This window comes from Fuerstiella marisgermanici, assembly GCF_001983935.1.
In the GTDB taxonomy this organism is placed as follows: Bacteria; Planctomycetota; Planctomycetia; order Planctomycetales; family Planctomycetaceae; genus Fuerstiella; species Fuerstiella marisgermanici.
Genome location: NZ_CP017641.1, coordinates 6410044 through 6434879, shown reverse-complemented (window position 1 = coordinate 6434879; position 24836 = coordinate 6410044). Strand labels below are relative to the sequence as shown.

At 55.3% G+C, this 24836-nt stretch carries 18 protein-coding genes and 1 pseudogene; 11 read left to right on the top strand and 8 right to left on the bottom strand.

What is annotated here, in order from left to right; all coding sequences use genetic code 11:
- Positions 1–143 precede the first annotated feature (143 nt).
- Together Fuma_RS24210 and Fuma_RS36470 are read left to right on the top strand one after the other, a co-directional pair.
- Positions 144–1541, top strand: a complete 1398-nt coding sequence (locus tag Fuma_RS24210) for a DUF1501 domain-containing protein (protein ID WP_077026390.1) — start codon at positions 144–146, stop codon at positions 1539–1541.
- A gap of 125 nt (positions 1542–1666) precedes the next feature.
- Positions 1667–1963, top strand: a pseudogene (locus tag Fuma_RS36470) (CSLREA domain-containing protein); the annotation flags it as partial.
- A gap of 435 nt (positions 1964–2398) precedes the next feature.
- Here Fuma_RS36470 and Fuma_RS24200 read toward each other — a convergent pair.
- Positions 2399–3571 carry an ISAs1 family transposase gene (locus Fuma_RS24200; RefSeq protein WP_077022421.1) on the bottom strand — a complete coding sequence of 391 codons (1173 nt, stop codon included), beginning with the start codon at positions 3569–3571 and terminating at the stop codon, positions 2399–2401.
- Positions 3572–3708: 137 nt separating this feature from the next.
- Here Fuma_RS24200 and Fuma_RS24195 point away from each other — a divergent pair, with 137 nt between their 5' ends.
- The 3 genes from Fuma_RS24195 (at position 3709) to Fuma_RS24185 (ending at position 6209) form a co-directional block, all read left to right on the top strand.
- Positions 3709–4104, top strand: a complete 396-nt coding sequence (locus Fuma_RS24195) for a hypothetical protein (RefSeq protein WP_077026388.1) — start codon at positions 3709–3711, stop codon at positions 4102–4104.
- Between the two features lie 65 nt (positions 4105–4169).
- A complete protein-coding gene (locus Fuma_RS24190; protein WP_077022387.1) occupies positions 4170–5630 on the top strand; it encodes an IS66 family transposase in 1461 nt (486 codons plus the stop codon).
- A gap of 219 nt (positions 5631–5849) precedes the next feature.
- Entirely contained in the window at positions 5850–6209 is a 360-nt protein-coding gene (locus tag Fuma_RS24185; RefSeq protein WP_145944350.1) for a hypothetical protein, read from the top strand.
- Between the two features lie 138 nt (positions 6210–6347).
- Here the strand turns inward: Fuma_RS24185 and Fuma_RS24180 are convergent, their stop codons facing one another.
- Positions 6348–7199 carry an IS3 family transposase gene (locus tag Fuma_RS24180; RefSeq protein WP_083731923.1) on the bottom strand — a complete coding sequence of 284 codons (852 nt, stop codon included), beginning with the start codon at positions 7197–7199 and terminating at the stop codon, positions 6348–6350.
- Between the two features lie 32 nt (positions 7200–7231).
- Positions 7232–7516 carry a transposase gene (locus Fuma_RS24175; RefSeq protein WP_077026386.1) on the bottom strand — a complete coding sequence of 95 codons (285 nt, stop codon included), beginning with the start codon at positions 7514–7516 and terminating at the stop codon, positions 7232–7234.
- Between the two features lie 697 nt (positions 7517–8213).
- Between Fuma_RS24175 and Fuma_RS24165 the strand changes: the two genes are divergently transcribed.
- Both Fuma_RS24165 and Fuma_RS24160 read left to right on the top strand, forming a co-directional pair.
- On the top strand, positions 8214–10298 hold the full coding sequence (locus Fuma_RS24165) for a choice-of-anchor Q domain-containing protein (RefSeq protein WP_077026384.1): 2085 nt from the start codon (positions 8214–8216) through the stop codon (positions 10296–10298).
- 26 nt (positions 10299–10324) lie between these two features.
- The gene (locus tag Fuma_RS24160; protein ID WP_077026383.1) at positions 10325–11554 is read left to right on the top strand and encodes an ISL3 family transposase; all 1230 of its coding nucleotides are present in this window, start codon (positions 10325–10327) and stop codon (positions 11552–11554) included.
- Between the two features lie 354 nt (positions 11555–11908).
- Here Fuma_RS24160 and Fuma_RS24155 read toward each other — a convergent pair whose 3' ends face one another.
- Together Fuma_RS24155 and hisF are read right to left on the bottom strand one after the other, a co-directional pair.
- Complete coding sequence (locus Fuma_RS24155; protein WP_077026382.1) at positions 11909–13054, bottom strand: type IV pilus twitching motility protein PilT; 1146 nt, start codon at positions 13052–13054, stop codon at positions 11909–11911.
- A 40-nt stretch (positions 13055–13094) separates the two neighbouring features.
- Positions 13095–13862 (bottom strand): imidazole glycerol phosphate synthase subunit HisF, encoded by a 768-nt coding sequence (hisF, locus tag Fuma_RS24150; RefSeq protein ID WP_077026381.1) that lies wholly within the window; start codon positions 13860–13862, stop codon positions 13095–13097.
- 150 nt (positions 13863–14012) lie between these two features.
- Here hisF and aroB point away from each other — a divergent pair, with 150 nt between their 5' ends.
- On the top strand, positions 14013–15125 hold the full coding sequence (gene aroB / locus Fuma_RS24145) for a 3-dehydroquinate synthase (RefSeq protein WP_077026380.1): 1113 nt from the start codon (positions 14013–14015) through the stop codon (positions 15123–15125).
- Positions 15126–15133: 8 nt separating this feature from the next.
- Here aroB and Fuma_RS24140 read toward each other — a convergent pair whose 3' ends face one another.
- Positions 15134–17947: a PSD1 and planctomycete cytochrome C domain-containing protein gene (locus Fuma_RS24140; protein ID WP_077026379.1), complete on the bottom strand. Its 2814-nt coding sequence runs from the start codon at positions 17945–17947 to the stop codon at positions 15134–15136.
- Between the two features lie 882 nt (positions 17948–18829).
- Between Fuma_RS24140 and Fuma_RS24130 the strand changes: the two genes are divergently transcribed.
- Positions 18830–20128: a hypothetical protein gene (locus Fuma_RS24130; RefSeq protein ID WP_145944349.1), complete on the top strand. Its 1299-nt coding sequence runs from the start codon at positions 18830–18832 to the stop codon at positions 20126–20128.
- 964 nt (positions 20129–21092) lie between these two features.
- Here the strand turns inward: Fuma_RS24130 and Fuma_RS24125 are convergent.
- Together Fuma_RS24125 and Fuma_RS24120 are read right to left on the bottom strand one after the other, a co-directional pair.
- Positions 21093–23333 carry a serine hydrolase domain-containing protein gene (locus Fuma_RS24125; protein ID WP_077026376.1) on the bottom strand — a complete coding sequence of 747 codons (2241 nt, stop codon included), beginning with the start codon at positions 23331–23333 and terminating at the stop codon, positions 21093–21095.
- Between the two features lie 15 nt (positions 23334–23348).
- The gene (locus tag Fuma_RS24120) at positions 23349–23864 is read right to left on the bottom strand and encodes an RNA polymerase sigma factor (RefSeq protein WP_077026375.1); all 516 of its coding nucleotides are present in this window, start codon (positions 23862–23864) and stop codon (positions 23349–23351) included.
- A 252-nt stretch (positions 23865–24116) separates the two neighbouring features.
- Between Fuma_RS24120 and Fuma_RS24115 the strand changes: the two genes are divergently transcribed.
- Positions 24117–24353, top strand: coding sequence for a hypothetical protein (locus Fuma_RS24115; protein WP_077026374.1), 237 nt, complete (start codon positions 24117–24119; stop codon positions 24351–24353).
- Positions 24340–24756 (top strand): PIN domain-containing protein, encoded by a 417-nt coding sequence (locus Fuma_RS24110; RefSeq protein ID WP_077026373.1) that lies wholly within the window; start codon positions 24340–24342, stop codon positions 24754–24756. Before Fuma_RS24115 ends, Fuma_RS24110 begins: the two co-directional genes overlap by 14 nt.
- Positions 24757–24836 lie beyond the last annotated feature (80 nt).

Below are 24836 nucleotides of genomic sequence, written 5' to 3'. Positions count from 1 at the left end.
GAATTGCCCGGCTTCACGCGGTTACAGATCCTCAAGGCTGTTTCTGTACCGATTCACATCGCTTCCCGCCTCTGGTTTTCGCAGCTCACCGCCAGTAGAATGAGGCGTTGGTTTCGCGCTTCGTTCTTAGTTGGCTTGTTGTCATGTCATTGCATTCTCTGAATCGTCGCGAGCACCTTTATGGATTGGGTGCGGGGCTTGGCAGCGTTGCGTTTACTTCGTTGTTGGCGGAATCCGCAGCAGCGGCGAGGGAAGCACGTTCCGCCCATTTTCCGAACGCCAAAGCGAAGCACTGTATCTTTCTGTACATGGAAGGCGGTCCGTCGCACATCGATACCTTCGACCCGAAGCCGATGCTGGACAAGCTGCATCTGAAGGAATTCAATCGCAGCGGCGAAGAGCAATCGGCGATGTCCAGCGGAAAACGCTACTACGTCAAATCGCCGTTCGACTTTGTAAAGCACGGCGATTCCGGCGCGGATATGTGCGAACTGTGGAAACATCTTTCTACGGTGGCGGACGATCTGTGTTTTTACCGTGGCTGTCAGGTGGAATCGGTCAATCACCCGACCGCCAATTATCAGGTCAACACGGGCAACCGCTTCGGCGGAGATCCGGCGATTGGTTCGTGGGTCAACTACGGCTTGGGCACGGAAAATAAAGACCTGCCCGGTTTTATCGTGCTGCCCGAACTGGCTCATCCACAGGGCGGCGCGGCTAACTGGTCGAACGGCTTTCTACCCACCGCGCTGCAGGGGACTCCGTTAAGGCCCAAAGGTTCGCCCATTCTGGATATTCATCCTCGCAAAGAAATCACGCGAGAACACCAACGCAAGACGCTCGACTTCATGGGGCATCTGAACAAGCAGCACGCGACACGTCATCCGCAGCACGACGCGCTGGCCGCGCGGATGCAGAGTTATGAACTGGCCTTCCGGATGCAGACACAGGTCCCGGAGATCGTGAATATCAGTGGCGAATCGAAGCAGACGCTCGACATGTACGGGGTCGACGAGGAACCAACCGATAATTTCGGCCGTCGCTGCTTGCTGGCTCGCAAGCTGGTGGAGAAAGGGGTTCGCTTCGTGCAGCTTTACGCCAGCACGTGGGATTCACACGACTATATTGAGAAGGCTCATGGCAGCCTGATCCCAACCGTCGACAAGCCGATCGCCGCGTTAATCAAAGACCTGAAGGCACGCGGGATGCTGGATGAAACGTTGATTGTCTGGATGGGCGAATTCGGTCGCACGCCGGACAATGGCGTGCGAGGCGGCGGCGTGGCTTACGGTCGCGACCACAACCCGGATGCCATGTCCATCTGGATGGCGGGCGGCGGTTGCAATGCTGGTCACACCATCGGTGCGACTGATGAGATCGGTGCGAAAGCCGTCGCCGACGTGCACCACGTTCGCGACTTTCACGTCACACTGCTGCGGCTGCTTGGTCTGGACGACAACAAGCTAAGCTACTACCACGCCGGCCGCTTCAAGCAGTTAAGCCAGTTCGGCGGCAAGGTGATAGACAAGCTGATAGGGTAGGTCGCGGATGGCATCAGCTGAGATGAGTCACGATTGAACTTGATCGCAATTTCAGAGCGACCACACTGTTTGTCACCGTGGTGATTCGACCTGAATTAGGCGTGCGACTGGATTTGCCCTAGTATATGCTTGTGGTGCGCCGGATGCTTCTGTCTTTGCAGAGATCGACCCGCTCGAACCCGCCAGACCATGGACTCAGACTCATGCGAATCCTCAAGTGGTTAACAGACAAATCGCCCGCTCGCATCGTGAATCGGCGACTACGTTCCCGGGCGCATCAATGGCGTCGACCCCAAACTTCCCATGTGGCTTCGTGTGTGGACGCGCTGGAGGACCGCACTCTGCTGACGCTGTTTACTGTGACCACACTTGAAGATACCGTCGATGCCGACGACGGGCAAACCAGCCTGCGGGAAGCGATTGCAGTAGCGAATGGCACCGTTGGCCATGACGAAATTGCTTTCGCACCAGAATTGCATGGGACAATTCACCTGGTGCATGGAGCACTACCGATTTCTGACGACATCACCATCACCGGTTCACCTTCGGCAGCGCTGGTCATCGATGCACAGAAAATTTCTCGAGTGCTGCTGGTGACATCCAGTGCGGCTAATGTGACGCTTGATACTCTCAACATTACCAATGGTCTGACAACAGGCGTAGACGATGCGGGAGGCGGAGTGCGGTTTGAAGGGACCGGCCCTCTTACAATCAGCAATGTAACAGTGGCCGGAAACACGACGCAGGGAGTCGATGGCCACGGAGGGGGGATTTACGCCGCTAGCGGCGATGTCGCCATAGTGAACAGTACGATCGCTATGAATTCGGCGGCCGGTGAAGGCCAGGGCCAGCGCATACTAAGTTGTTTTGCCGGTAAGGATTTGCATCAAATAGTCAATGTTCCATCCGGCCATTCTTCTTTTCATGACGTTGCTTTGTTTGCCAGGATGTTTCTTGATGAGGCTGAGTGTGAGTCGTCTGAGCCATGACAAATTGTTCGCGAAGATTCGGTTTCGGACTCGACTCTCATCCTCGCGGTAGGTCATGTCGAGACTCCAGTGCAGCGTGTTTTCTATGGCCCAGTGACCACGAACCGTTGTTGCGAACAGCTCGCCTTTGCGACGCAGACTGCTGATGTAGTAGCGAACGTCAGAATGATGAATGCCGTCCTGCTCGTACATTCGGATCGCCGTTCCGATGGTCTTGAGTCCGGCCCATTTGTGGCCCACGTCAAAATCGACAGGCACGGTCGCCTGATAGTAGATTCTCTGTTCCTGCCGACCGTGTCCCTTCTCTGTTTCTTCATAGCGACTGACGGGACAGCGAGCGAAGTCATCCTCCAGGTGATCGAGAAAAAACTTCTGCACGACCTCATAGAGTTTCGGTTGGTTGCCTTTCAGGGCTAACACATAGTCTGCATTGCCAGACACGATCTGCTGCGCAATGTTTTTTTGACAACCCGCTGCGTCAATCGTAATGATCGCCTCATCGATATTGATTTCGTTCAGTAATTTCGGGATCGCGGTGATCTCGTTCGACTTCTCTTCCGTCGCCACCTGTCCCAGAGAAATCCCCTGATCAGAAGCCCACGCACTCACGATGAACAACGCACCCAGCCCATTCTTTTTGTCATGTGATCGACGGAGTGCTTTGCCATCAATCGCAATCTGTTTTCTGTAGCCTTCTTTCTGTTCGTCGGAAAGTCCTTCCAGCGATTCAATCCATTGCACGAAGCACGCTTGAAAGTCGTTCGGCTTCAGGAGAGAAAGGACGCGCCGGTACGTATCTTTTTTCGGAATGCCATGCGGAAGTGCCAGGTGTTTCTGCAGGCCATCGGCATTCAGTCGCGCCCATTCCGCAATCGCACTGGGGCCGTCGGCGTTGGCCAGCACTCCGCAAATGGCGATCACAATCACATCACCAAGCAGATGCAGACGATTGATGTTGGAACGCGGGTCTTTCAATTGATCAAAGTAATGAACAATGTTTCCTGTCAGCTCCTGGGTGACCGCCAGTTCAACTGTCGACATCTCTTGTCCTCTCCTCGTGAAGTCCGATGTTACGACACGAAAAGACTAACCAATACTCACTTGTCGCGCCAGCCTAAATTGCCCAAAGTGCTCGCTGGCCCTGCGGTGAAGGCGGTGGTGTCTATGCCAACGGTTCTTTGCGGATTACCCATGGGACGATTTCCGGGAACACCGCAGTAGGCGGAGGCGGGCTGGTTGGCGCCACAACAACAGCCGCACTCGTCCTTCATAACACAATCGCGGCGGGGAACGTCGCACTCGAAGGCGAAGGAAGCGACCTCGTAGGTAACGCCGCAGCGGAATCTGCGACCAACCTGATAGGGACAGAGGGTGACGGCGGCTTTGTTGATGGCGTCGGTGGAAATATAGTTGGTGTGGATTGGAAAACAGTTCTGGAGAACGACGGAATAAATCCTGTCTTGAAAAACAACGGCGGGCCGACTGAAACGATTGCAGTGTTGGTCAGCAGTACTCCAGCGCGTGACGCTGTTGACGGTGGGAGTGTCAGTAGCACCAATGACGAGTTGCAGTAGTAGCTGTCCATTTCAGCTTGGAGACTGGTCTTTTTCTGTCGGTTAGATTTTGATACGACAGGTGGATGGACACGGATGTCAGTCAGATCATCGCTGTGGAAGTGAAGCAGCTTGTGCTTAGCCTGCAGCGTGAGGTTGCGGAGCTGCGGGACGAGAACCGGCGGCTGCGTGATCGGATTGAAGAGCTCGAAGGTAAGAACCCCACAGAGCGACTCGACGAGGCGTTTTCGGTGACGGCGGAAGAGAGACGCCGCGCTGAAACGGGCCGCCGAAAAGGTCGCAAAAAACAATCCTCGGCGCGTCGCGGTCGTCGCACAACCGAGCAGAAAGCGGACAACGCCGAACGACGCGAACTCATTCTGCCGGAAGGTTACAACGTCGCAGAGTGCCGTTTCGTTCGGGAACGTTTCGTCTGGAGAGTGATCAACGGCCAAGCCGTGCAGGTCGTCTATGAAATCTATCACGGCCCCAACGGCGAGAAATCCGAAATTCCGGGCGTGTGGCCGCGGTCCGAATTCGGCATTGAAGTTCATATCGCGCTGGCTCGCATTGTGACCATCACGGGACTGTCGATCGACAAGACGTGTGCATTGATTGAATTCTTCTGGAATCTGCCGCTCGGCAAATCCCAGGCGGACGCTCTGTTGAATCAACTGGCACGGCGTTGGGAACAGGAATTCGAATCTCTGTGTGACCTGATGGCGTTCAGTGCGATTGTGCATGCAGACGAAACCAGTTGGAGTATCAACAGCGTGTGGGCTTTTTTGTCGGAGAAGGCGCGCGTGCTGATCTTCGGATGCCGCAAAGACGGCGACACACTGGCTCAGATCCTGTCGAAAGAATTGTTTGGAGGCGTGCTTGTTTCGGACGATGCGGCCGTGTACCGAGGTTTCAGTCACGCACAGAAATGCTGGGCTCACCTGCTGCGGAAGGCCATCCGTCTGACGCTGCTGAAGCCGGACAACGAAGAGTACCAGCGACTGCTCGACGGCCTGCTGGAAATTTTCTACGCGGCCAAACGCCACGCCGCCGATGGTCGTCTTGGCGATGCCGGTCGTGCGGCGAAGGTCGATGAACTTGATAACACGCTGGCGGCTCTGCTGGTGCGTTACTGCGCCGAGGATTCCGATGTTCGGGCGGCCGACTTCGGCAAGGATTTTGACAACCTGGTCTCAGAACTGATTCGGCTGATGACGGAAGAGGAGTTGTTTTGTTTTGTGACAAGCCCGGCCGCGCCAGCAACGAACAACGAAGCGGAACGCAGTCTTCGCGGCGCGGCCATGGACCGTCGCACAGGTCGAACGAGCAAAACATCGAAGGGAGCCCGTCGCCGCAGCATTCTTACAAGCGTCCTGGAATCGCTGAATCTCCATCTGAAAACACCAACGCTCAGTTCCGTGGTGGCCGAGGTCATGACGTGGCAGCAGGATGGATTCAGTCTGTTTGATCGACTGAAACTTGAAGTCGGCCTGACCTCCGCGCCGCCCGGTCAGTCGCGACTGTCCAAACTCGTCCCCGCCAACTGAACACCACACCTCACGCTGCGCACCACGCGGAAATGGACAGCTACGTTGCAGTATCTGAATCACGAGAACATGACGGTCGCGCTTGGAGCCAACATGGCTGCGGAGCCCTTTGTGAATCGCAGCACCGCTGACTCGTTGGCAAGTGTTATCGACGCGTCAACGGCTGACCAGCCCGAAGACCATCGACAGTCGACTCATATTTGGGTGAGCGGAGGAAGCGTGGAGCTGGATTTTGATTTCGGCAAAGAGATGGAAGTTAAGACCTTCCATTTCTTGAATTACCTGACGGAATATTTCGATGTCGACGATGTGGACCTTCGCTTCTTTGATGCAGCTCATCGTTTGGTTGGGGTGATGTCTGATCTGGAGCCGGAGCTCGGCGGGAACCCCAGTGGCCATTTCAACCCGATCTATGCTCAGGATTTCGCCGTGTCGCTGCCGGGTCCTGTTCGTTTTGTCAATGTCGTGTTGAGTGGTTCCAATAACGAAGTGGACTTCAACAACATAGGATTTTCTGCTGTCGACTATATGGGCACTGCCACCGACCAGCGCGGCGCACCGTTTGAGCGAACATTCTGAGATGCTGCTGGGCTGCCCCCGAGATTAGGTCCGGTTGTTATGAGAGTTGTGGGCTGACATTGGTATTGAATAATCTTCCAAACAAGTTGTGCTGAGCCCCGTCCGCCTTCGCTGTCGCCTCGGCCTTCAACGCGGAGCTCAGGTCGAGGTGATGGCGAAGGTGGTCGGGGCGGCTCCCGTCTGTCGAGCTCGAACCGAAGGCTGCATCGCCGCGAACTCATTCGGTGTCTGGTAGTCCAACGCGCTGTGCGGACGAACTTCGTTGTACTGACGTTGAAATTCCTTCGTCATCTGTACGGCATCGCGAACACTTTCAAACTCTTCCACGTTCAGAAATTCATCGCGAAGCTTCGAATTGAAACTCTCGGAATACCCGTTCTGCCACGGCGATCCCGGCTCGACGTACAGCGCCGAGACGCCTGTTTGTTTCAGCCACTTGCCAATCGCCTTCGCGATAAACTCTGGGCCGTTGTCGCTGCGAATGTGGTTCGGCACACCGCGAGCAGCGATCAATTCACACAACGTGTCGATTACGTCGTCGGCTTTGATACTGCGAGAAACTTTCAACGCAACGCACTCCCGAGTGAATTCGTCAACAACGGTCAGCCACTTCAACTGAGTTCCATTCGTTGTGTAGTCAAACACAAAATCCCACGCCCATACGTCGTTTTTTCCCCGCGATCGGTGAACATGACAAGCGTTTTTACTGCCGCCAGTGCCACGCCGCTTCTTCGTTCGTCGACAGACCTTCAGGCCTTCACGACGCCAAAGGCGATACATTCGCTTCCTGTTCACCACGAATTCTTCGCGACGAAGAAGACGACAGATACGCCGATAACCAAATCGCGGATGCTCACGAACCAGCTCCAGCATTCGCTTCACCAACGCCGCCTCATCATCGCGAACAACGGGTTCACGACGATGAACCGAACGATGCTGACCAACCGTTCGGCACGCGTGACGTTCCGAAACGTCGAACTTCTCCTGCACATGTTTGACGGCCTCGCGTTTCCGGGAGACCGTCAGAAGTTTCCCTCCGCGATCTCCTTCAGCATTGCCTTGTCGAGTTCCGCTTCCGCAAGCAGCTTCTTAAGCCGAGCGTTCTCAACTTCCAGTTCCTTCAGACGCTTTGCTTCCTCGGCCTTCATCCCGCCGTACTGCTGACGCCAGCGATGATACGTCGCTTCACTGACAGCCAGCGATTGAACAACCTCACCGAGCGACTTGCCGCTCGTCAGCATCGCATCCGCATCACGAAGCTTCCGAACAATCTGTTCCGGAGTGTGACGTTTACGTTTCTTCGACATCCTGAGTCTCCTGAGAATAAATTCGTCAGTAGACTCTCATAATGATGGACCTGTTCAAGGGGAGCATGCCACTGCTGATATCGGGGCATACGAACGGCAGGTTCTGTCTCCGGCTTCCGGCTATTTTAACGTCACAACGTTTTCTGACGAATTTGATTACACAAACAATGACGGAGGCACTCCGAAAGTCAGTTTGCGCGAGGCGATCAATTCTGCCAATGGCAGCATCGGTGCAGATGCAATAGAGATTGCGGCAAACATATCATGCAGCGGTTCGCGGACGGTTTCACTGTTGCTGGGTGAATTGGAAATTACGGATGCCGTTTCGATCGCGAGCCTTGGTGAATCAGCCCTTCGTGCTGAGGCAAACCACGAGTCTCGGATTTTCAGGATTGACGATAGTGATAACGACGTTGAGGCGGACATCGCCCTGTCGGGACTATACCTCGTCGGAGGAACTGCGGACGACGGATTCGCTGCTGAGACTGTTGCCGATAATGGCGGGGCAATTTGGTCTCGTGAGTCTCTCACTCTCGTCGATAGTACAATCTTTGACAGCATAGCGACCGGCGAAGGCGGCGCAGTGTACAACTAGGGCACTGCGGTAATTGCAGGCAGCACCATATTTGGCAACACCGCGACGACACTTGGTGGAGGTGTTGCAAATGCTGGATTAGCGACTTTCACAAACAGCACTGTGTTTGCGAACTCGGCATCCGAGCACGGGGCCGGTATTTACAACTCCGACGTATTGTTGCTGACCAACAGCACGATTGCAGCGAATGAAACCGTTGGCAGCGGTGGAGGGATCCACAATGAAGGATCGGGACAAGCCACACTGACGAACACGATTGTTGCCGGCAATCGAAGAGGCAGCATTGCGGACGACATCGGTAATTCTGTGGGCAGCCTGTCATCGTTTAATCTTATCGGCGACTCGACCACATCGGGGGGTTTAAGCGATGGCTTGAACGGCAACATCGTCGGTGTTGATTGGAAAACCGTGTTGGTCAACAACGGTGTGGTTCCACTTCTACGAGACAATGGTGGTCTTACGAGAACAATTGCTGTGCTGGCTGGTGGCCCGGCTATTGATGCCGGTAGCGACGCAAAGGCTGTGGACTCAAACGGCAATCCCTTAACAACAGATCAGCGAGGTGCCGGCTTTGGCCGAGTCTTGGCGGAAGAACCGGGTGGTACACCAGTTGTTGATATCGGTGCTTTCGAATTTGAGCCTGCCAGATTCATTGTTGCCATCGCCGAAGATACCATTAGCGAGGACTCGGGCACCTCAACTGTGACGGTGACTCGCAGTTCAGATACCGCGGGTCAAATCGTGATGACTTTGTCCAGCAGTGATACCGGGGAGGCAACGGTACCAGAAACCGTTGTTATACCTGCCGGGCAGTCGTCAGCAACAGCTACGTTGACGGGGGTGCCCGACGACCTCGCTGATTCGACCCAGACTGTCACGATAACCGCCACCGCCCTCGGCTATGCAACAGGTATCGACACAGTGGATGTTTCCAACGTCGACGCAGCCTTCTTGTCGGTAGCAATCGGCGATAGTTCGATTCGAGAAGACTCCGGCACGACAACCGTCACGATCTTTCGCAACTCAGAAGCGACAGACGAACTTACCGTGACACTCTTCAGCAGCGATTACGGTGAAGCCACACTTCCGGCAACTGTGACTATTCCAGCAGGGCAAAATTCTGCGGTGGCAACTATTACCGGAGTGAAGGATTCGCTTGTCGATTCGACGCAGGTGATCACCATCACGGCCACTGCAGAGGCTCACGCTTCCGGACAAGGTTCGCTTAGTGTCGTGGATGTGGACATCCCTGCGTTGACTCTCATCATCGACCAGGATTCGATCACAGAAGATTCCGGATCGACTATAGCGACGATTTCTCGCAATACTTCGACGGCTGCTCAGCTTGTCGTTACGTTGACGAGCAGCGATCCGGGCGAAGCGATCACTACGGCGACAATCACAATTCCGGCTGGACAAGCTACAACGGAGTTCACCATTTCCGGAGTTGCTGACTCGATCGTCGATGGCACGGAAACGGTTACCATTACAGCAATGGCCGAAGCCCACGAGCAACAGAGTGACACGGTCGATGTTGTCAACACGGACGTGCCCGCACTTTTTGTGGAAATTGCCGCCGAATCGGTTACTGAGAACTTCGTGGGGACCCACCTGACCGTGGTTCGCAACTTCGACACGACCACTGATCTTGTTGTGTCGCTCTCAAGCAGCGACCCTGGCGAAGCCACTGTACCCGGGACCGTGACGATTCGCGCTGGAAACACGTCAGCTCTCGCAGTGCTAACCGGTGTGCTGGACTATGTCTTCGACGAGACTCAGACCGTGACAATTACCGCCAGTGCGGACGGGTACACCATGGGATCTGACACCATTCAGGTAACAAACGTCGATCCGCCGCCAGACATCTCTGGTGACGTGGACGGCGATGGAGACTTTGACGCCAACGATTCTTTTCTAATGCATCTGGTGAAATTATCCGGAACAGACACTCAAATCGATCAGGTCCGTGGCAACAGTCCGCGTGCCGCTGCTGACATTCGTTCCTACATTGCCAACTTGAACACGATCGCAGACGTCGATGGCGACGAAGACTTCGATGGGAATGATTCTTTCCTGATCCTTCTGATCAAATTGTCGGGCACGCACGCCCAAATCGAACAGTCGAAGGGAGCAAGCGTTCTTGCAGCACAGCAAATTAGTTGGTCCATCCGGGTTCTTTTTGGGTGAGGCGTTAATTCGTTAGTTTTCGTGGGATGCAGGGAACAGACTTTTACGAACAGATTTTGGGACTGACGGGGCCGTGGTTTGTGGCGGACGTTCAGCTGGATATGGAAGCTCAACAGGTCGACGTTTTCGTCGAACATGGCGAGGGCGAAACTTTTTGCTGTCCGGATTGCGACAGGCAGCTGCCGTGCTATGACCACACGAAGTCTCGCAAATGGCGGCATCTGGACACGATGCAATTTGCGACCATCCTTCATGCCCGCACGCCTCGCGTGAAGTGCCCGGATCATGGCGTCAAACAGATCAGGCTTCCCTGGGCGGAAAAGAACAGCCGCTTCTCATTGTTCTTTGAACGCTTCGCCATCGACGTTCTTCTGGCCACACAAACCGTGAAAGGGGCGTGCAGCATTCTGGGGATCTCATGGGATGAATCGTGGCACATTCTGCAGAAGGCGGTGGCTCGCGGGAAGGATCGCAAACAATCGAAGAACCTCCCTCGAATCGGCATCGACGAGAAAGCCTTTCGAAAACGACACAACTACGTCACGCTGATCTATGACTTGGACAAGAGCACTGTCGAAGCGATTTCCGATGGTCATGACACGGCAGCCGCTGATGCCTGTTTCGATCAGCTTTCCGACAGTGAAAAGCAGTCTGTGGAGGCGGTTGCGATGGACATGAGTGCCGCATACGTCAAGAGCACCAAAGGCAACATTGCATTGGCCGAACAGAAGATTGTGCACGACCGCTTTCACATCATGAAGCTGGCAACCGAAGCCGTCGACAAGGTCCGTCGGTCGGAGCAGAAGAAGCTTCGCGCCGAAGGCGATGATCGATTGACGGGAACTCGTTATCTGTGGCTTTCGGGCCAGGAGAATCTCAGCGAGAAACAGCAGGAACGCTTCGATGCCGTGTGGAAGGCGGAGTTGCTCACGGGCAAAGCGTGGGCCTACAAGGAAATGCTGCGAGACCTCTGGGTTCATGACACTCCGGCAGAGGCCACGACGTTCTTCAATGACTGGTACAAGCGAGTCATCCACACAAAGCTGGAGCCAATGAAGAAAGTCGCTCGCACGATCAAAGAACGCTTAGCCAATGTGGTGAGCTACTGCACTCACGGAATCACAAACGCCGTCGCCGAAGGAATGAACAGCAAAATCATGGCCATCAAACGAAGAGTCGGCGGATACCGAAACCGCGACAACTTCAAAACCGCCATCCTCTTCTACTGCGGAGGACTCGACCTCTACCCACAATAATCCCGGATGGACCACTTAGTTCAAATGTCAACGCATTGGGAGGTGGGGCGGCATCTGGTGGTTCGTCCGCCAGACTTGCCTTGTCGAGTGTCCCAAATTCTGTAGATACCGAGGTTCGGAACAGAGATTTGTTCTTCGCACCTGACACCAATCTGGTACCGGCGCAGGCCCTGGCCCCATTAATCGCTTCAGATTCTGTCGTGGAATCGACGTGGGGCAACTTCAGGAAATGGATCGATGCTATCTGAAAGAATGGTAGTCATCGCCGTCCTCAACTTTGTGCAGGCTCGGCCCCATGCGAACCGAATGTTTCTTCCCGGTGAATAATCCTTTGGCCCGAAAATGGTACTGGTCCTACAGAATCGATGGCCCTTTGACCTCGATGCCCTTCAGTCGCATTTTGAGTTCTTCAACGTTCGGTGAAATTTCGAACGCGGCTTCGCGGCTGATGAATTCGCGAGTCACAAAGTCGTAGAGGCTGTCGTTAAACAATTGCATGCCTTCATCGCGACCAATGCGGATGGCACCCGGCAGTTTTTCGTCTTCGTTTTCCATCACCAGCTTGGTCACTGTTGGGTTGAACAGCATGATTTCAATGATGGGGACTCGTCCCGGCGTGTCCACGATCGTTTTCAGCAGCTTCTGACCAACGATCGCTTTCATGCTCATGCCAATGGCGGCTCGAATCGCAGCGTGCATGTCGGCCGGGAACAGGTCGATGATACGAGGAACCGTGCCGGGTGCGCTGGAAGCGTGAATCGTTCCGAACACAAGGTGCCCGGTTTCGGCCGCATGAATCGCGGTTTCGAAAGTTTCTTTGTCACGCATTTCGCCCACCAGCATGATGTCCGGGTCTTCTCGAACCGCGTGCTTCATAGCCACATGGAAGTCGATCACGTCCTGGCCGATTTCGCGCTGATTGATCAGGCACTGGTCAGACGTATAAACAAATTCGATCGGGTCTTCGATGGTCAGAATGTGCTTGTTCATGTTGTGATTGATCCAGTCCAGCATCGACGCAATGGTCGTACTTTTTCCGGAACCCGTCACACCAGCCAGCAGCACCATGCCCTGGTCGAACTTGCAGAGTTCTTCCATTTGTGCCGGCAGATACAGCCCCTCGAAGGGCGGAATCGAGCGTTCAATTTTTCGAGCCACCATGCCGACTTTGCCGAGCTGCGTGAGGAGGTTGACTCGAAACCGCCACGGCTCATCCTGATATTCCACGACCTTCGAAAAGTCAGCACCGCCATCGTGATGAAAGATGTCGAGGTTACGCTGGTCCATCATCGGAAAGCACAACTTGATCAACGCGCTTTCACTAAGCGGCGCCATGTCCAGCGGCGTCAGGTGCCCTCGAATACGAAAGATGGGCGGGCGACCGGCCTGCAGATGAATGTCTGAGCAGTTCATCTTAACGGCCATGCGAAAGATCTTATTTATCTCGATATCCGCATTCGCGTCGAAGGTGGATTTAACCCAGTCTCGTGCCTGTACCATTGATTAGTTTTCAGTTTCAGTTTCAGTTTTCAGCCCGGTGCTACAACCGCACCGGCACGCCCTTGTCTGCCATGTATCGCTTTGTTTGCTCGATCGTGTATTCGCCGTAGTGAAAAATACTGGCCGCTAATGCCGCGCTGGCACCACCTTTGGTGACGGCGTCGCACAGGTGAGCGGGCGAACCTGCTCCGCCGCTGGCCACCACAGGTATCGACACCGCATCCGCCACGGCTCGAGTGATCTCCAGATCGTAGCCGTCTTTGGTTCCGTCTGCATCCATGCACGTTAAGACAATTTCACCGGCGCCTAAGCGTTCCACTTCCTGAGCCCACGCGACGGCTTCCAGTCCGGTCGGCAGCCGACCACCATTGATGTGGACGTCCCAGAATTCCCGGCCATCTTTTTGAACTCGCTTGGGATCGATGTTGACGACAATGCACTGGCTGCCAAACTTCAGAGCTGCTTCGCTGACGAATTCCGGCGAAGTCACCGCTGCAGAATTGATCGAAACTTTATCGCAGCCCGCCTTCAACAACCGGCGAATGTCGTCGACCGTGCGAATGCCGCCGCCAACCGTCAGCGGCATAAAAACCACCTCAGACGTGCGTTCAACCACGTCCAGAATGATGTCGCGTTCTTCGTGGCTGGCGGTGATGTCTAAAAAGACTAATTCGTCGGCACCCTGCTGTTCGTACTTCTGAGCGATCTCAACGGGATCGCCGGCGTCCTGCAGATTGACGAAATTCACGCCCTTCACGACGCGCCCCGCGTGAACGTCAAGGCAGGGGATGATACGCTTTGCCAGCATGAATAATCGGTTCCAAACGGTGAATTGACTTAGTCGAAGCGAGATCCCACGACGCGGGATGCTATCAAAACGTCGATCTAAAGTCCGGTCAACCAGTATTCCCAACTCCTCGCTTTTTCACCGCTTTTCTGTCGAAGACCTTTTTTCCCCATGAATCCTTCCGGTCAAAATGTCCGAGTCGACCTCGGTTCCCGCAGCTACGACATCTCCATCGATGCCGGCCACCTGCCGACAATCGGCAACCTCACCCGCGACTGGCTTCAGCGGCCAACGGGGCAGTCGCTGAAGTGTTTCGTGGTCACAGACACCAACGTCCTGCAGCCGCACGCCAACACGGTCAAGGCGGCGTTGACAGAAGCCGGCGCGGATGTGCGAGTCGTCTGCGTGAACGCCGGTGAGGCATCGAAGTGCCAGAAAGAAACGTTCGAACTGTACGATGAACTGGTGGATTTTAAGGCTGATCGGAAGACGGCTGTCATCGCTGTGGGTGGCGGAGTGGTCGGCGACCTCGCCGGATTTGTCGCCGCCACCTACGCGCGAGGTCTACCGTTTGTGCAGGTGCCGACGACGTTGCTCGCGATGGTCGATAGTTCAGTCGGCGGCAAGACGGGCATCAACCATCCCCAGGGCAAAAACCTGATTGGCGCGTTTCATCAGCCTCAGGGCGTGTTGGTCGATACAGAAACGCTTAGCACCCTGCCCGACCGAGAATACCGATCGGGCCTGGCCGAAGTCATTAAGTACGGCGTCATTCTGGACGCGGACTTCTTTGCTTGGCTGGAAGCCAACATCGATGGTCTGAACAACCGCGACCCGGAAGTCCTGCGGCATGTGGTTGCTCGCAGTTGTGAGCTCAAGGCATACGTCGTGAAGGAAGACGAATACGAAACGTCCGGTCTGCGAGCCATCCTGAATTACGGGCATACATACGCTCATGCGTTTGAAGCTCTATCCGGCTACGGAAAACTGCTGCACGGCGAAGCGGTTGCGATCGGGATGATCTGTGGCAGTAAACTCGCTAAGTCGTTGGGGCGCATCGGGGACACGGAAATCCAGCGGCAGGTGGACTTACTGAAGGCTGTGAATTTGCCGGTGGAGGTACCAGACGCCATGCAGCAGAAGCCGGACGAAATTCTGAACTGCATGCTGCTGGACAAGAAGACGGTGGCCGGGGATTTGAAATTCGTCCTGCCGGATCGTATCGGACATGTGGAAACGATCGGCAATATCGTGGCGGAACAGGTTGTTGCCTGTTTGTCTTAGCAAACCGGTCAATACACAAACGCAAACTCATTACTGTTCAGAATCGCAAGGCAGATGTCCGCGAGGGCTCGCGTTTTGGCGTCCACTTCGTGTGGCTGTAGATCGTGGACGTAATCTTCGTACACGAACAGCTTTTCAGTAAACGTGAACGGTTCGCCGGTGTTCTCTTCGCTCGCGCGACGGACCACTTCCGTCGGGTATTCGCGCGGTGAGAAGCTGATCTTCGTCTGCACCGTTTCCATTTCGCGCCAATGTGCCAGGCTGGCCGCTAACTCATCCTTGTTGGGCACTCTACCGTACGCCCGGCGAAAGACAGCTTCAATTGCTGCTTCGTCACTGTCGGACTTCTTAAGAATATCGGCGGCGAATGCGAGGGCTCGGTCGTTGGTTTCGTCGCTGTTGAGTAACGTCAACGCCTGCGGCGAAATGGTTGAAGTGTCTCGCATTTCGCACGACTTGTCCGGGCCCGGCTGGTTGAAAGTTTCCATCATCGGGTCGCGGTGGCCTCGCAGTTTTAAAGCGTAAATGGACCGCCGGTTGCGGTCTTCCGGCTTCGGATTTGGGATGTAACTGGGAGCGAACGTGCCCATGATCATGCGCGGCTGCAAAGCGGCTTCCATGTTCATGTCGGGCCGAATCGGGATGCCGCCAAGTGTCAAATTCAACTCGCCCGAAACCGCCAGCATCGCATCCCGCAGTTCTTCCGCTTCCAGACGACGCGGTTGAAAGGTCGCGTACAGTTGGCCGTTCGGATCCTTTTCGGCCAACAACTTTGGATTCGGATGTCCACTGCTGCGACGGTAGGTCTTCGAGTTCATGATCAGCCGATGGATATGTTTGACTGACCAATTGCTGCGCATGAATTCGCTGGCCAGCCAGTCGAGCAGTTCGGGATGAGTCGGCTTCTTCCCGGTTGCGCCGAAGTTGTTGGGGTTGGCAGCGATGCCTCGGCCGAAGTGATAGTGCCAGATGCGATTCACCATCACTCGAGCTGTCAGTGGGTTTTTGGGGCTGGTCATCCAGGCGGCTAACGCTGAGCGGCGACCGCTGACATCTTCTGGGATTTCAGTCTCTGTCAAAGCAGCCACCGCGCTTAATGCGGCGGGTTGAACCGGAGTGCCCGCCGCAAACGGATCGCCGCCGGTCAGAATCGTGGTTTGTTCGAGCGTCCCTTCCTTCAACGGATCGGCGGGTGGTTCAATGCGCCCGTAGCTCCCTTTTGGCTTACGCGTCTTGCCGTTGTACACGGTAAACGCGACGGGCTTAAAGCGATCGAACTCCCAGCTAAATCGAGTCTGCCATTTGCGACCGATGCGGTCCTGTCCGAAATCGTCTGGCGTCTTCAGCAGATTGTTCGGCGGGAAGTGTTCCTTCGGAGCCTTCGCTTTTTTTGCCTCCTCGCGAGACTTGTAAGGCAGGCCCTGTCCGGCGAACCACTCTCGTTCGTTTTCCTTCTTCTTCTCGGTCAACGTCTTCAGCAACGCCTGATTCGCTTCGTGTCGCTGCTGGTGGTAGCGACGGTCCTCTTCCATGCCGTTCAGGTTTTCGGAAGGAAGCCATTTGCCATCGACTTCGGCAAACTGAGTTGTCGCGAAGACGGCTTGAAATGAGTAATAGTCCTGCGTGGGAATCGGGTCGAACTTGTGATCATGGCAGCGGCAACACTGCAGAGCGTGTCCCAAAAAGACCTGGCCAACGGTGTCTGTGATGTCATCCAGAAACTGTTGTCGAGTCACCTTGGCGACGCTCATGCCCGTGTGTTCCCACGGCCCCATCCGCAGGAAACCGGCCGCGATTTGCAGCTCCGTCGTGCGAGCATCTTCCTTGTCCGACTTTCCGCTTTCTGCCTTCCGCTTTGCCGCTAACTCATCGCCCGCCAATTGCTCGCGAGCGAACTGGTCGTACGGTTTGTCTTCGTTGAAGGATCGAATTACGTAGTCTCGGTATCGCCACGCGTTGGGGCGTTCATAGTCGTTAGCGAAGCCGGAACTGTCGGCGTACCGCACCACATCCAACCAGTGCCGCCCCCATTGCTCGCCGTAGTGCTTGCTTGCCAGCAGCCGATCAACCAGTTCAGCGAACACCACATCGTCTGCTCGACTATCCTTCACAAACGCATCGACGTCGGCGGGTTTCGGCGGCAGGCCCAACAGGTCGAAGGTCGCTCGCCGAATCAACGTCCGCCGGTCCGCCAACGGTGCCGCCTGCAGTCCCGCTTCCTTTAGCCGAGCACCCACGAGTTCATCGATCACGCCACTCCCGTTTTCCGCGTTCCCTTTTCCGCTGTCCGCTTTGCGCAACGGTTTCCACGCCCACAAATCTTCCGGCTTGTATTTCCGCTTCGTCCAGTCGTCGCCCAACCCGCCGCTGGTCGGCCACGTGATTCCTTCTGCGTATTGGTCGTAGATCTCGGACACGCGTTTTTCGTTTGGCCACGGAGCACCGCCGTTGATCCAGTCGCGAATCCACCATGTTTCTTCTTCGGTCAGCTTTTCCGATTCCTTGGGCGGCATGGCGAAGTCCGGTTCGGTGCGTTTGACCATCGCATACAGCGAACTCTCCTCTGCATTGCCCGGCACAACAACCGCGTGGCCGTACGACTCGCCACCGGCCAGCAGCTTCTCGCGCGACGTCAGATCGAATTCGCTCTCAACCTTGTCCGCGTCCTTGCCGTGACACGCCAGGCACTTTTCTCGCAGCAGCGGTTGCACTTTCAGCGCGAACAGCTTTTCCGCTTCGGTCGGCTCGTCGGCAGAAACCGCGGCAGGCTCAACCGCGAGGCATACCAGAATGAGTGACAGCAGTGTGAAGGCACGGAGCATTGCGGATGCATTCCAAACGGGCGAGCAACAGATGCGTCCGAAAATTATCTCCAACGACGTCCGAGAAAACCACTGCGTCCTGGGTTCCTTCGTCAACTGGGGGCAGCAAGAGCCAGCCCAGCGTTACGTTGGGAGGGCGGCTTGCCGCAGCAATGCTGAGCCATCAGCTCGAACGTAACACAGTCCTGTGGGCATTCTGCGATTCGCCCCGTTCGAGGCTCTGTTCAGACGTGTTGACGTTCCTTCACCTTGTCACGTAGGTCAGCCTATCCGAGACTGACACCGCGACGAAGTCGCGGCTTTTTCGAGTCTCGGAGAGACTCGCCTACGTGAAAATGGAGCAAGTCGAGTGGCATTGGGCTGACGCCTGAGGCTACGTGCTATGCCCCATCCGTGGCAGCTTCACCGCAAAAATTCTCAACCTGAAGTTGTCGACTGGGCATCAGGCCTGGGTTGGTCTGCGCCAAGTAGCACAAGCGGAACGCCGGGTGTAATTCCTGAGTGACGATTGGCAACGTGGTTCGACAAATAAGGTGGAGCGGCTGTCTGACCGTGTGGCGATGGCTCTGCCAGTGTTCCATGTCGAAGCTGGCTGATAGATTCACTGGCATACAACAGATTTTTTGCAAGCCAACCCATCAACAGTGCTACCCTGCCGTCAAATGGCATCCTCGGGACAAAACATTCCTGTAGATCTACGACTTCCCAGCCAGGTGCCTCCCCAATCGTGCGTTCCTATGGGCCTCATTCCGATCTTGGAGCCGAGCCTCGGGCTTCATTGTTTTTTGGGCTGCCAGCACTCCGGCTTCTCAGATTCGGTGGCTTCGTTTCTAATGTGTGTCTCGACTATACGTTGTTGTCGCCATCGCACGGAGACCGATCATGCGGAGTTTGTTTTCCAGCGGGCTCGCCTGCCTTATTATCATGACAGGGCTGTCAGGAGCCAGCGCCGAAGATTCGGTCGTGAGTTCTTCAGACAAGGCTGCCGAGGAGAGAGATTCTCAGATTCACGATCTGGTGCGTCTGCTTAGTCATTGGCTTCGTGAGTTGAGTTCAGCCGAGGAACAGAAGCGATCACGAGCGGCTAAGATACTAAAGTTGGCTGCCGGGATTGTTTGGGATGCGGATGTGAAATCGCGGCTTGCGGCATCTGATCACATCGTCCCGCAGGCAGCACCGGTCTGGACCGATCCATTTCCCGACGATCTGCGAGCTCAGCTGGCAAATTGTTATCGGAAAGAGTTTCGTGGGTCGCTCGACGCAATGATTCAGCAATTTGAACAGATCACAACGGAATCGGAAATATCTGATCCTGCTGTCGACGCCCTGGCTATTTGCATAGCTGTGAGTTCGCCGGATGGCGCGGGGATCATCAAGGCTCGGCGTGCCTTGCCGCCAAGTATCCATGCCGATCGCCTTTTATGGATGCTCTTTGTTTGCACAAGCCAAACGATGCCGGAGACCAAGCCGCTGCATTCGGTACTCGTGCCGGAATTGCGAAAACTTAGTCCGCAAACACACGACTTGCTCGAGGAATTGTGGAATGAAGCTGTCCAAGACGGATCCACCCCCAAGTCTTTGGCGCATCTTGGTATAGGATTCCTGCCAGTGGTCACACTGTCCGGAATTAGCAGCCGCGAAAGAACGCAAGAGGAGCTGCCGATCTTCATCGAGGCACTTAAGCCAAAATATCCGAATTTCATTCGCTGTGTATCGCTTGCGAGCCTCTGCGAACTGCGTTGGGAGGCGGAACCGGCGCTTCCCGCGATCAAAGAGATTCTGGACGATGAATCGCCTTTAATACGACAATTTGCAGCAACTGTGATCATCAATATTGAGCTGGAAGAGTCGCGGATTCCCGTGCTTGCGGACAGAATCATGCTCAAGGGCGATGACAGGAAACAGTTCGTCGAACGTTGCACAGGTTTGGTCAAGTCAGAAATGCAAATTCTGAGTGACGACATATCGTTCTGGAAAGACCAACTTGAGAGCGCAATCGCCGCTCGGTCGAGTCCGTCAAAGCGATACGTCCTGCGTCACATTCAGCATCTTGGGCCGGCTGCAATCGAAGTCGAAAGCAAGGTCCGCCAGTGCCTTGTGGATGATGATGCACTCGCGCGGGAATTCGCCAAGCGTGCCCTGCGAGCGATTCGGGCCGCCGACTTGGATTCTAAACATTAGTCTCAGTAGGCCGGACCAAGCGAAGCGCAGATCCGGCATGTTGGCGGAGCCGATACCGCCGGAGCGGCGCGAATCGCTTATAGGCACGGGCAAGGCTCACCGGCTCCAACCGCTTTGCGTCGGGCCCCCGTTCCGGTTCACACGATGCGCTGGTTCCAGCCTACGGATGCAAGGTCGGTTCTTGCACAATTATCCGCAGTGCCTCAAACCGAAACTCTTAATTTCAGGTTGAATTCGTCTCCGCACCGCAGTTAGGGTAATCGCATGACCAACAAGCAACCACGATTTGCCTTCCTGCCCCTTGCGCTTCTTCTGACAACGCTTGCCCACCCAAGTGCCTGCGCTGACATTGTCGCCGTCACCGGTGATATTCAAATCACTGCACCGCCAGCTTCCGTCGGAATTGGCGTCATCGAAAGTAGTACTTCAGGAATCGTCTTTCAGGAACGGTCAGGTTATCAACTGTTGGCGGACACAAGAGTGAGTATTCCCGGAGCAGTTGGGACATACGATGAGAATGCAGACATGGACCCGATGGATCTGCCCGCCGGTCTAACCGTCAACTCCTACCTGATGCATTTTGATCCGAACTTTGGTGCTCCCAGGTTCCAGGGCACGGTAGAATTTGCTGATCCCATTGTGGGAGTCATGCTTCTACCATTCGCTTTGAACAACTCAGACGCAGAGTTAGCTGCGCCCGGGACGGTCTACCCAACGAGCGCAAGCTCTCGTCGCGGCCTTGACTTCGACGACTTTACAATCCTGGATTCTCTGGAAGTCCTTTCTGACCGTTCGATTCGTTTCGATTTTTCGACGTCCAACGCGGTGGATCAGATACGCATCGTAACGAGCGCAATCCCGGAGCCGGCCAGCGCGTCAATGTGCTGCCTTGTGACTTTGATTGTCATCTGGCGATGGACTCGACTTCAGTCTTACCGACGCAGGATTCAGAGCTTCCGGCAAGCTACTCCTCATACGACAGTGACCGACACAGGCGAAACAGTTGTTCCAGCATGGCTTCGATTTCGTCGGACGTGTCCACGTTGCCCAGGGCGATGATCACCAGATCGTCTTCCGGGACTCGCATCATGCGGCAGGTGTGCCCGGCGAACTTGCCGATGTTTGTTTGAAGAAACCGATCGTCCTTCAATGTTTCAATGATCCAGCCGCAGGCATAGTTTCTTTTGAACGGACGAAACAGGCGCGTCGTTTGTTCGGCGGAGAAGAAGTCGTCACCAGCGAGGACTCGGTTCCACTTCAGCAGGTCGTTCGCGCTGGAATAGATGCCTGAGCTGCCGTAGCCGATGCCGTAGTGTCGAAGGGTGCCCACGAAATACGGCGTCGGCTCGCCCTGAGCGACCACGCTGAAGCTGGTAGTCTCAGCGACTTTGGCTTCGCTCGGCGGTTGTGAAATCTGAGCGACCCCGGTCTGTTGCAGGCCCAACGGTGTAAACAACCGTTCCTGCATGAAGTGGGCGTAGTCGTCTCCGGAGACTTTTTCAATGATCGCCGACAGGACGTGATAGCCGATCCTGGAATGGTAGGCTCGCGTGCCCGTGTCGAACGAGAGTGGGTGTTTGACAGCCAGCCGCACATAGTCTTCCAATGGCGTTGGCTTTGTCCGCATTTTGAACCAGGCACCGCCGGGCAGATACGGCAGTCCTGATGAATGCGTCAGCAGGTGATAAATCGTGATCGCGCGGTACGGCTCTGCTTCGAATTCCGGCAGATACTTGAAGACGGGATCATCGATACTTAGTTCGCCATCGGCTTCGAGGGCGAAGATCGCGGCTGCGGTGAACGTCTGCGACAGGCCAGCGATGCGAAACGGCGTGTCCAACGAATTCGGAGTCTTCGATTCCAGATGCGAATAGCCGAAGGTACCTTCATACACTGGTTCGCCTGCGCGAGCCACCAGCACCACGCCCGCGAACCCGGTCTCGATTCGCGCTCGTTGCAGAAAGGTGTCGACTCGTTCGCGAAATTGCTTAGCGTCGTCGATCGACACTGGTGGTTGTGACACTCGTTCACGCCGCGACTGCGACCTCGGTTGATCTGCGGCCGCATCCCGTATCGCTTGTCGATTCTCGTACGTCATCGGCACGTCTTTTCGGACTTCCGTTTTCGACGAGGTCAACGACTGTAACTCAAGCGTGACCGTGTCACCGGGCGGGTTCTTCATGCCCTTCAAAATCTCAACAAGGTCTTCTTCGAATCGTTTGCGGTACTGGTCTTCGTAGGTGCGCCGACTGAAGGACACGATTTCCTCAGCCGGTATGTCGTTCAGTGATACCAGCTTGAACCACTCATTATCCAGCCTGACTTCCGGCAAAGAATTCTGCCACCGCACGGCTTCGAACGGTGATCGTCTTGCCTGTCGTTCCGCGTTGAAGCCATGTCTGAAACCAGGCGAATCTGCGTCGACGAAAAACAAGACTCCTCCGATCATAGCACCCATGATCGCGACGAATCCGATCAACCCGATCGCCAGTCTTGTCTTGAGAAACTTTACCGGCGGTAATGGAGCTTGGGTTTCTGCCAAAGACGCCACGGACACTGTTACCGTTTGGACTCCTTCACTATCACTATTAGCCGATTCATCGGTGAGACTCGTGAGCAACGTCTGCAGCGCATCGCGTTTGGGTTCAAGCTGCATTCGGACCGCACGTTGATTTAGGTAATAGATGAATGCGTAGAGCACGACTACAAACATGAATAACCCAACGAAGAAGATCAGTGCCAGCAACCAGCCGGCATCCTGCAACTGCCATGAGACCTGAGCAAAAAAAGCGCAAACGGCAATCCCGGGCGGAAGCAGATACCACCAGAGAACATTTCGCAACAACCAAATTTGGTCTTCCTGTTCCTTCAGCGAACGCTGCACGCAGTCCACCAACGAATCATCCGGCTGACTGGGCGGCTGCGCGTGTCGCTTTCGATAGACCAACATAAAACCGGCCATCCAGATCAGCACCGGGATCGATAAATACCAGGTCCATGGCAACGACCACATGATTCCCATCACAACCCAGCACGGAATCATCACCAGTGCGAGGCCGATCTCGGTGAAGTCCCGACCGAGGATCGTTGCTCGGAAGTTGTGTTGTTCAAGCTGCACTTCTTTCCGTAGCAAATCGGCGTCGACGGTCACGCGAGTTTGCGACAGATGTGCCTGCCATGCTTTTTGAAATTCATCAGGGGCCATGTGGCTGTCCTCGTTTTAGTCCCGGCCATTCATCAGTGCACTCAACGACTTCTTCGCTCGATTCAGCTTCACTCCCACATTGCTTTCCGAAATGCCCAGCACTTCCGACATTTCGCGATAGCTGAGTTCGTCCAGGTACAGCAGCACCAGCGCGGCGTCGCCTTCCGGCAACTGATGAATGGCTTCGTACAGCCGTTCGACCGTGTCTTTGTGCTGAGCCTGTTCGGCGCTGTCGGTTCCGTCGCTTGCCAGAGTGTGGACTTCCAACAACGGCTTTTGTCCGGATCGGCGAGGTTTGTCCTTACGTTGCCAGTTCATCGCCGTGTGCAGAGCGACGCGATAAAACCACGTGGCCGCTGTCGCTTTTTGCTCGAAGCTGGGCAACGACTTCCACGCCTGCAGCAGAATTTCCTGAGCCAAGTCCTGACAGTCATCGCTGGTGAGCGTGTACGCACGCGCCACCTTGATGACGGCCGAGCCATGCTCGTCCAGCCATTTCAGGAACAGCGACTTGTGGTCGATTTCATCCAACGGAAACCCTTATGAGGCGAAGTACCGAACCAAGAGTCGGTGTAGGCCGATGGTCGGAGATTGACCCAAGAGTATTGGTAACGCGAATCGACGTCGACTTACAGAAATTCCGGTTCGGGTTCACTGGTGAGCAAGAGGCACCGTGTTTTGGGCACATTTGTGTCGGCTCAGTCGGTGCGAACTGCTACAATCGCACCAGGTTGCGAGTCAGTTTCCTGAACTTTCGATTCGCAGTTAGTAGAGAGCAGAACGATGGAAAAACACGCCAGAGGCACCCTCATCAACGGAGTGGTACAACTCGACGGGGAGGTCGATATTCCGAACAACAGTCGCGTGGAAGTCACGTTGCGAGCCACTACGTCCGTAGAAGACGAGGAACGACTCCAAAGGCAGGAAGCACTGGGACGATTGCTAAAACGGGCGGCGGAGCGTCGTTTCCATTCCGGCGGACTTCGGTTTACTCGGGATCAGTTGCATGAACGCAATTGATACGAATTTATTGGTGTACACAGTTGATTTCGGGGAACCTGAGAAGCAGGAACAGGCATCTGATCTGCTCACGCGACTGGTGTCTGAAGCTGACACCGTGTTGCTTTGGCAGGTGACGGCGGAATATTTGAGCTGCCTGCGAAGATTCGCGGCGACGGGACGATTTCCTGCGACGGATATCGCACCGGAAATAGAAGAATGGCTGCGAGTGTTTCCTCTGGTATCGCCGTCTCGGAATGCTATTGCGACCGCCCTGTCACTCTACGCCCGATACAGCCTCTCTCATTGGGACAACATGTTGTTGGCGGCGTGCATCGACGCTGGCGTGGATACGCTTTATTCTGAAGACCTCGACGCCGGGATGGCGTACGGGTCCTTGACGGTCGTGAATCCGTTCGCCTGAGCCGTATTTTCGACAGCTCCAGTAGCTTCGCAGCCACTTCCTCGCTGAACGCCCCGCAGCAGTTTCGGCCATCCGCTGGA

What these genes read in the sequence shown, in the direction of transcription:
- hisF (WP_077026381.1), bottom strand. Translation starts at nt 13,862, where the DNA reads ATGCTGGCAAAGCGTATCATCCCCTGCCTTGACGTTCACGCGGGGCGC.
- Fuma_RS24130 (WP_145944349.1), top strand. Translation starts at nt 18,830, where the DNA reads ATGCGGAGTTTGTTTTCCAGCGGGCTCGCCTGCCTTATTATCATGACA.
- Fuma_RS24210 (WP_077026390.1), top strand. Translation starts at nt 144, where the DNA reads ATGTCATTGCATTCTCTGAATCGTCGCGAGCACCTTTATGGATTGGGT.
- Fuma_RS24125 (WP_077026376.1), bottom strand. Translation starts at nt 23,333, where the DNA reads ATGGCCCCTGATGAATTTCAAAAAGCATGGCAGGCACATCTGTCGCAA.
- Fuma_RS24155 (WP_077026382.1), bottom strand. Translation starts at nt 13,054, where the DNA reads ATGGTACAGGCACGAGACTGGGTTAAATCCACCTTCGACGCGAATGCG.
- Fuma_RS24190 (WP_077022387.1), top strand. Translation starts at nt 4,170, where the DNA reads ATGGACACGGATGTCAGTCAGATCATCGCTGTGGAAGTGAAGCAGCTT.
- Fuma_RS24140 (WP_077026379.1), bottom strand. Translation starts at nt 17,947, where the DNA reads ATGCTCCGTGCCTTCACACTGCTGTCACTCATTCTGGTATGCCTCGCG.
- Fuma_RS24175 (WP_077026386.1), bottom strand. Translation starts at nt 7,516, where the DNA reads ATGTCGAAGAAACGTAAACGTCACACTCCGGAACAGATTGTTCGGAAG.
- aroB (WP_077026380.1), top strand. Translation starts at nt 14,013, where the DNA reads ATGAATCCTTCCGGTCAAAATGTCCGAGTCGACCTCGGTTCCCGCAGC.
- Fuma_RS24160 (WP_077026383.1), top strand. Translation starts at nt 10,325, where the DNA reads ATGCAGGGAACAGACTTTTACGAACAGATTTTGGGACTGACGGGGCCG.
- Fuma_RS24110 (WP_077026373.1), top strand. Translation starts at nt 24,340, where the DNA reads ATGAACGCAATTGATACGAATTTATTGGTGTACACAGTTGATTTCGGG.
- Fuma_RS24200 (WP_077022421.1), bottom strand. Translation starts at nt 3,571, where the DNA reads ATGTCGACAGTTGAACTGGCGGTCACCCAGGAGCTGACAGGAAACATT.
- Fuma_RS24115 (WP_077026374.1), top strand. Translation starts at nt 24,117, where the DNA reads ATGGAAAAACACGCCAGAGGCACCCTCATCAACGGAGTGGTACAACTC.